The organism is Thermoanaerobaculia bacterium, from assembly GCA_035260525.1.
In the GTDB taxonomy this organism is placed as follows: Bacteria; Acidobacteriota; Thermoanaerobaculia; order UBA5066; family DATFVB01; genus DATFVB01.
Map to the genome: position 1 here is coordinate 1 of DATFVB010000236.1, position 6,946 is coordinate 6,946.

Consider the following 6,946-nt stretch of genomic DNA (forward strand, 5'->3'; position numbering starts at 1 on the left):
CAAGAGCAGTCTGCGGCGTCGGACTCGCGACCGGCGAGACATGATGGACCGTCGGCGATGGGGTGCCGGCGGCGCGGTCGAGTCGCTCATCAACGGCGCACGTTTTACTCGTCCTGTGAGGCGCGCCGAGGCGCGAGCCCGGTCCGCCGTCGCTCTCACGAGCTATGGCGGATCGATCGCCGATGACGTTTCTTGGCTCGGAAGGCGGTGTCCTCGCTTCGATCCGCCGAAGCCTCGGCGAAGGCGGACGGGATGCGGGCGTCCGACCCGCGGCCGCGGCGTACCGAAAGCGTACGGTAAGGCCGCGGGTTGCGGCGCACGCGCCCGCCCGGCTCGATGCATCGCCGCGCCCTCCTTCGCCAAGGGTCCGGAGGGCTTCGGCGCGACAAGTCGCCGCGCTCGCCCGCCCGTGAGTCGGGACGAACCCGACTCAGTTCAGAGAAGTCGAAGGCGCGCCGAGGCGCGAGCCCGGCGGGATGCGGGCGTCCGACCCGCGGCCGCGGCGTACCGAAAGCGTACGGTAAGGCCGCGGGTTGCGGCGCACGCGCCCGCCCGGCTCGATGCATCGCCGCGCCAGCTATTTTGGCCAGAGCCAGCCGAACGTCGCTCCCGCAATCACCGCGTAGATGACGCCGTCGATCGTCTCCTTGACCGCGGCGCTGAACGCGCGCCTATACCAGATCGTCAGCTGCCACAGCGCGAGGACGTAGCCGATGAAGGACACGGCGCCCGTGAACCGGAACGCGCGGCGGAACGTGGTCGGGGGAGCGATCGCCCTCCCGGCGATGTAGGCGGCGAAGATCTCTACGACGAGGAGATAGACGAACCAGAGCGCAAGGCTGCGGCCCATCGACATCATGCCGTTGGGCATCACGGTCGCGACCATCACCGGACCCTTCTTGAGCTTCTCCTGAAATTCCGGCGACTTCATTTCGTCCCGGCCGGAGCACCGGGGGACCATGTAGTCGCCCGGAGGAATGCCGAGAGGCTGGAGCGCAGCGATCACCTCGGCCTCCCGCGGCATCTTCGGGTAGTCCGTCCTGTGCCAGAGAGGAGCCATGTGGATGATCGAGCTCGCCACGAAAACGAAGACCGCCGACAGCAGGATCGGGAGCCAGAGCGCCGACAAGGGTGTCATCTGTTCCTCCTCTTCCGATGGTTTGGGCGATTATCGAACGCGTCCGGGACGGGGTCAAATGACCGCCCGCCCGGCGCCTGCCGTTCTTTCCTCTGCTCGAGCTCCTCGATGGTCTTCGGCCAGTCGTGCATGAGGCGGGAGAGCGCCCGATCGGCGAGGAGGCGCCCCCTTGTCTGGCAGACGGCGCAGTAGTTCGCCTCGTTCTCCGCGTAGACGATCCGCTGGACCGGGGCGCCGCAGTCGGGACAAGGCTGGCCGAACCGGCCGTGTACCGCCATCCCCTCGCGGAAGGCTGTGACCTTCTCCGGGAAGCCGCCGCCCGTCTCCCGGCGGATCCGGTCCGTCCAACCGGCGAGCGTGCGCCGGATCGCGTCGAAGAGCCGTGCCCGCTCCTCTTCGGTCAGCTTGCCGGTCCGCTGCATCGGAGAGAGTTTCGCCGCGTGCAGGATCTCGTCGGAATACGCGTTGCCGATCCCGGAAAAGAGGCGCGGATCGGTCAGCGCGCGCTTCAGGGTGTGGCTCTCGGAACGCAGCGCGGCGTCGAAATCGGCCCGAGTCGCCTCGAGCGGCTCGATCCCGCCGCGCGAGAACTCGGAAAGCGACGCTTCCCCCCGCACGAGGTGGATCGACGCCCGCTTCTTCGGGCTCGCTTCGGTGAGAAAAAGCGACCCGCGGTCGAAATCGAGCGAGGCGAGGTTGACCTTGCCGGCGAGCTTCGCCCCCTTCGGCTTCCAGTGGAAGCGGCCGGCGATCATCAGGTGGACGACGAGGAAGAGGTCGCCTTCCAGCGCGAAGACGACCCTCTTGCCGAGGCGGCGGACTCCCCGGACGGTTTTTCCTTCGGCCTCCGCGATCGGCGGGTCGTACGAGCGAAGCACGAACGGGCTCGCGACCCGGACGCGATCGAGCATTCGCCCGGCGACCATCCGCTCGAGGGACTCGACGTAGACCGCGACGTCGGGAAGCTCCGGCACGCCCCGGATTATCGGCCCGCGGCCTTCCCGGTGCGAGAATGGCCGCATGCGGGCGATGGTGCTGGCGGCGACCGGAGACGCGGAGACCGACCGGCTCGAGGCGCGCGAGATCCCGGAGCCCACCCCCGGCGCCGGCGAAATCGCGATCGCGGTCGAGGCGTGCGGCGTCTGCCGGACCGACCTCCACATCGTGGAAGGCGAAGTCTCCGCGGAGATCCCCCTCGTCCCCGGCCACCAGGTGGCCGGCCGCGTCTCGAAAGTCGGAAGCGGCGCGGCGGGCTTGCGCGAAGGAGACGCGGTCGGCGTCGGATGGCTCTGGCGGACGTGCGGGGTCTGCCGGTTCTGCACGACGGAACGCGAGAACCTGTGTCTCTCGCCGCTCCACACCGGACGCGATCGCGCCGGCGGATATGCGGAATCGATGATCGCGGACGCGCGGTTTGCGTTTCCCCTCCCGCCCGGCCTCGCTCCCGAGGCCGCCGCGCCGCTCCTGTGCGCGGGCATCATCGGCTACCGATCGCTCGCGGTCTCCGGGATTCGGCCGGGCGGCCGTCTCGGCCTCGTCGGCTTCGGAGCGTCGGCCCACCTGGCGATCCAGGCCGCGCTCCACGGGAAGTGCGAGGTCTACGTCTTCACTCGCGAGGAGCGTCATCGCCGCCTCTCCCGCGAAATGGGCGCGGCCTGGGCCGGCGCCGTTGGCGACGACCCCGGCGTCCCGCTCGACGCGGCGATCACGTTCGCGCCCGCCGGAGAGCTCCTCCCGCAGATGCTTCCGCGGCTCGACCGCGGCGGGACGCTCGCCGTCAACGCGATCCACATGAGCCCGATCCCCTCGTTTTCTTTCGACGATCTCTACTGGGAGCGCGGCGTCCGGAGCGTCGCGAGCTACACGCGGCGCGATGCGCGGGAATTCCTCGCGCTCGCCGCGGAAGTTCCGATCCGCGCGCGAGTGGAGACGTTCGCGCTCGAGCAGGCCAACGCCGCGCTTGGGAAGATCAAGCGCGGAGAGATCGAAGGCGCGGCCGTGCTTCGCCTGCGATGACATAATGCGCCGCGCGTGACGCTTCCTCACATCCTGGCGCTCGTGGCCTCGTCGATCGGCGCGGGAGCGATGAACGCGATGGCGGGCGGCGGCACGATCCTGACCTACCCGACGCTCCTCTTCCTCGGCGAATCGGCGATCGTGGCCAACGCGACCTCCACGATCGCCCTCTGGCCCGGAGCGGCGGCGAGCATGTGGGGCTACCGGCGCGACGTCGCGACTCACCGAGCGTGGTTGAAGACTCTCCTGCTCCCGAGCCTGCTCGGCGGCGCGATCGGCTCGGTCCTGCTCCTCCGCACTCCCGAAAAGGCCTTCGAGCGGCTCGCCCCGTTCCTGATCCTCTTCGCAACGGTGCTCTTCCTCGCCCAGGGCGCCGTGTCGCGCTCCTCCGCCGCCGGCGGGGACCGCCCGCGATCCCGCGCGCGCTTCGCGGCGGCGGCCCTCTTCCAATTCGGCGTCGCGATCTATGGCGGCTACTTCGGAGCGGGGATCGGGATCCTGATGCTCGCGACTCTCGGATTTTTGGGACTGTCCGACATCCACGCGATGAACGGCCTGAAGAACTTCTTCGGGATGTGCATCAACGCCGTCGCCGCCGCGTATTTCATCGCCCGCGGCGCCGTCGAGTGGCAGGCCGCGCTCGTGATGATCGCCGGCGCGATCGCGGGGGGATACGGCGGAGCGCGGTTTGCCCGCCGCATCGGGAAGGAGAAGTCGCGCGCCGCCGTCGCGGTCATCGGGTTCGGGATCGCGATCCTGCTCTTCGTTCGCGGGATCCGGTAGGGAGGGCCTCCGCGCCGGCGGATTCGCGCTTCCCGCGGCCGGACCCGGCCGCTTCCGGATCCGAGAAACGCACGATTTTCGCCGTTTGATCCGTCTGGATCAGGCTTTTCGGCTCCTCGCCCCGTAACCTCGCGATGGAGGCGCCCGCCGCGGAGCTTCGCGGTGTCGCCGAATCCTCCGAGGAGGAACCATGAACGAGTCCCGTCGCTTTCGCGTCCTGCTCCCGATGGCGCCCGAGGAGGGGTGCCGCGAGGCGCTCCCGCTCCTGAAGGCGATCTTTCCGCCGGCCGAGACCCACGTTCGCCGGCTGTACGTGTCGCGCCCGCTCCAGAGCGAGGCGTTCGTGCCGGAGATGTACGCCGATTTCGAGGAGATCGCCCGCATCGACCGCGAGGCGCGTCTGGCCGCCAACGACCTGGCTCGGCGAAACAGCGAGCCTCTGGAGCGCGCCGGCTTCGCCGTCGAGACCGACGTCGCCGAAGGGTTCCCGATCGCCGAGCTCGTCCGGGAGATGTCGGCGTGGAAGGCGGACCTCACCGTCGTCCGCGCGACCCGGTCCGACACGCGCGAGGGGCGGCTCGGGCAGCTGACGTCGGCGCTCCTCCGGCAGGCGACCACCCCGCTCCTCGTCCATCGCGCGGTCCCGGAGGACTGGCGCGTGCGGCGGGTGCTCATCGCGACCGATTTCTCCGACGCGTCGCGCGCGAGCGCCGACTGGGGGATGGCGATCGCCGCCGCGGCCGGCGCGGAGGCGCACCTCCTCTACGTGCTGGCGAGACACGGCACGCGGCATCTCGATTCCGGGATGCTGCTCAAAGCCGGCAGCGACGAGATCGCGCGCTGGCGGAGCCGGCTGACGCCGGGATTCGGGATCCCCGTGACGGACGCGCACGTCGTCTCGGCCGAGTTCCCCGCCGAGGGCATCCTCAATTTCTCGCGGGAATCCGATTTCGACCTGATCGCGCTCGCGGGGACAGGCCGCTCGGTCATGTCGGGACTGCTGCTGGGCTCGAACGCCCGCACGGTCGTTCGGGACGCCGATCGTCCGGTCCTCCTCGTCCCGGCCAAAAATCAGGTCGACCCGGCGGCCGCGATGACGAAGCTTCGAGCGGTGGCCGCGCCCCCCGCAGTCGCGTGAAAGCGTTCGCGGTCGCGGCGGCGCTGCTCTTCGCCGGCGTGCTCGCGGCGCGCGCGCCCGGGGCGCCCGACTCCTGGCCCCGGGAATTCACGACCGCGAAAGGATCGCGGATCGTGATCTACCAGCCGCAGGCCGAGACGTTCGGGGGCGACACGATCACCGGCCGCGCCGCCGTTTCGGTCACGCGGAGGCGCGCAACGTCGCCGCGGTTCGGCGTCGTCTTCTTCTCGGCCCGCGTTTCCGTCGACCGCTCCGCCCGGACGGTCTCGATCCTCGACGTCGCGGTCCGCCGGGTGCGCTTCCCGAACATCACGCCGGAGCGGGAGCGGCGTTTCGCCGCGATCCTCGAGGAGGAGATACCGAAGTGGCGCCTCGTCGGCTCCTATGACCGGCTCCTCGAGAGCCTGAAGGTCGCCGAGCGCGAACGCCGGAGCGCCGCCGGCCTGCGCAACGACCCCCCGAGGATCCTGTTCGCGCGGGAGCCCTCGGTCCTCCTCCTCTTCGACGGCGAGCCGCGCCTTCGTGACGTCGAAGAGGGCGGCCCCTGGAAGATCGCCGTCAACACGCCGTTCTTCGTCGCTCTCGATTCGCGGACGGGCGCGTGGTACCTCGCCGGCGGGAGCCGGTGGTGGTACCGCACCTCCGAGCCGCGCGGCCCGTGGACGCCGATTTCCGCGCCTCCCGCCGACCTCGCGGCGATCGCGGTGCCTCCCGATGCGCCGCCGGACGGAACCGAGGAGAGCGCTCCGCCGAAGATCGTGGTCTCGACGGAGCCCGCGGAGCTCGTCGTCTCCGAGGGAGACCCGACGTTCACCCCGATCGACGGTCTCGACATCCTCCGCATGGACAACACCGAGAGCGACGTGTTGATGGACGTCTCGTCGCAGCGCTATTTCCTGCTGCTCGCGGGACGCTGGTACGTCGCGCCGTCGCTTTCTTCCGACGGGTGGACGTTCGTGCCTCCCGACGCGCTGCCCCGCGAGTTCTCGAAGATCCCTCCCGACTCCGCCGCCGGCGGCGTGCTCGCGAGCATTCCGGGCACCGACGAGGCGGAGGACGCCGCGCTCGACGCGTGGATTCCCGAAACGGCGGCGGTCCGTCGCGACCGGGCGGCGCCCGAGGTTCGGTACGACGGGGCCCCCGACTTCGTCGCGATCGCCGGAACGCGCGTGCGCTACGCGGCCAATGCATCGATTCCGGTCCTCGAGATCGAAGGCCGGTGGTTCGCCTGCGACGCAGGCGTCTGGTTCGTCTCCAATTCGCCGTCGGGACCCTGGGTCGTCGCCGACGCGATCCCGGAGGAAGACATCCAAGCCATTCCTCCCGACGCGCCCGTCTATCCGGTGCGGTTCGTCTCGATCTACCGGGCCACGCCGGAGTACGTGTACGTCGGCTACACCCCCGGCTATCTGGGCTGTCTCGTCGGAGACTGGGGAACGATCGTGTGGGGAACGGGATGGTACTACCCGCCCTGGATCGGGCCGGGTGGGTACTGGGGCTGGCCGTGGACGTGGGGCTGGGGCGCCCGGTATTCGTGGGACGGCTGGAGCTTCGGGATCTCGTGGACGTTCCCCTTTTTCGACACGGGGATCTCCTGGTGGGAGGGGCACGGCGGCGGCCGGCGGCATCATGGTCGATGGTGGGGGGCGGGCGGCTACCGTCCGCCGGTCTCTCTCGTTCCGAGGACGGCCCCCCCGACGGTCTCGCGGCCTGCCGGTCCGGGAAAACGGCCACTCGAGCCACGCCCGGGCGGGCCGCGCGTCCGGCCGATCCCTTCGCCGCGTCCGCCGCATCCCGTCCTGGGATTCCGCCCCGGACGCGCCGCGATCCTCCGGGAACGCCCTCGGGGACTCTACGACGGGCTTCCGGGA

At 70.3% G+C, this 6,946-nt stretch carries 6 protein-coding genes; 4 read left to right on the top strand and 2 right to left on the bottom strand.

Annotation, left to right across the window (positions count from 1 at the left end):
* Positions 1 to 577 precede the first annotated feature (577 nt).
* Both VKH46_11775 and VKH46_11780 read right to left on the bottom strand, forming a co-directional pair.
* Positions 578 to 1,138, bottom strand: a complete 561-nt coding sequence (locus tag VKH46_11775) for a hypothetical protein (GenBank protein HKB71516.1) — start codon at positions 1,136 to 1,138, stop codon at positions 578 to 580.
* The gene (locus tag VKH46_11780; GenBank protein ID HKB71517.1) at positions 1,135 to 2,112 is read right to left on the bottom strand and encodes a DNA-formamidopyrimidine glycosylase family protein; all 978 of its coding nucleotides are present in this window, start codon (positions 2,110 to 2,112) and stop codon (positions 1,135 to 1,137) included. Before VKH46_11780 ends, VKH46_11775 begins: the two co-directional genes overlap by 4 nt.
* A gap of 46 nt (positions 2,113 to 2,158) precedes the next feature.
* On the opposite strand from VKH46_11780, the gene VKH46_11785 reads away from it, so the two are divergent.
* From VKH46_11785 to VKH46_11800, 4 genes are all read left to right on the top strand, one after another.
* Entirely contained in the window at positions 2,159 to 3,154 is a 996-nt protein-coding gene (locus VKH46_11785; GenBank protein HKB71518.1) for a zinc-dependent alcohol dehydrogenase family protein, read from the top strand.
* Between the two features lie 15 nt (positions 3,155 to 3,169).
* Entirely contained in the window at positions 3,170 to 3,937 is a 768-nt protein-coding gene (locus VKH46_11790; protein ID HKB71519.1) for a sulfite exporter TauE/SafE family protein, read from the top strand.
* Positions 3,938 to 4,127: 190 nt separating this feature from the next.
* On the top strand, positions 4,128 to 5,075 hold the full coding sequence (locus tag VKH46_11795; GenBank protein ID HKB71520.1) for a universal stress protein: 948 nt from the start codon (positions 4,128 to 4,130) through the stop codon (positions 5,073 to 5,075).
* A partial coding sequence (locus tag VKH46_11800; GenBank protein ID HKB71521.1) for a hypothetical protein occupies positions 5,072 to 6,946 on the top strand: 1,875 nt, incomplete at its 3' end. The genes VKH46_11795 and VKH46_11800, both read left to right, overlap by 4 nt.

Excerpts from the sequence above, each read along its gene's own strand:
- VKH46_11775 (HKB71516.1), bottom strand. The coding sequence starts at position 1,138 with ATGACACCCTTGTCGGCGCTCTGGCTCCCGATCCTGCTGTCGGCGGTC.
- VKH46_11785 (HKB71518.1), top strand. The coding sequence starts at position 2,159 with ATGCGGGCGATGGTGCTGGCGGCGACCGGAGACGCGGAGACCGACCGG.
- VKH46_11795 (HKB71520.1), top strand. The coding sequence starts at position 4,128 with ATGAACGAGTCCCGTCGCTTTCGCGTCCTGCTCCCGATGGCGCCCGAG.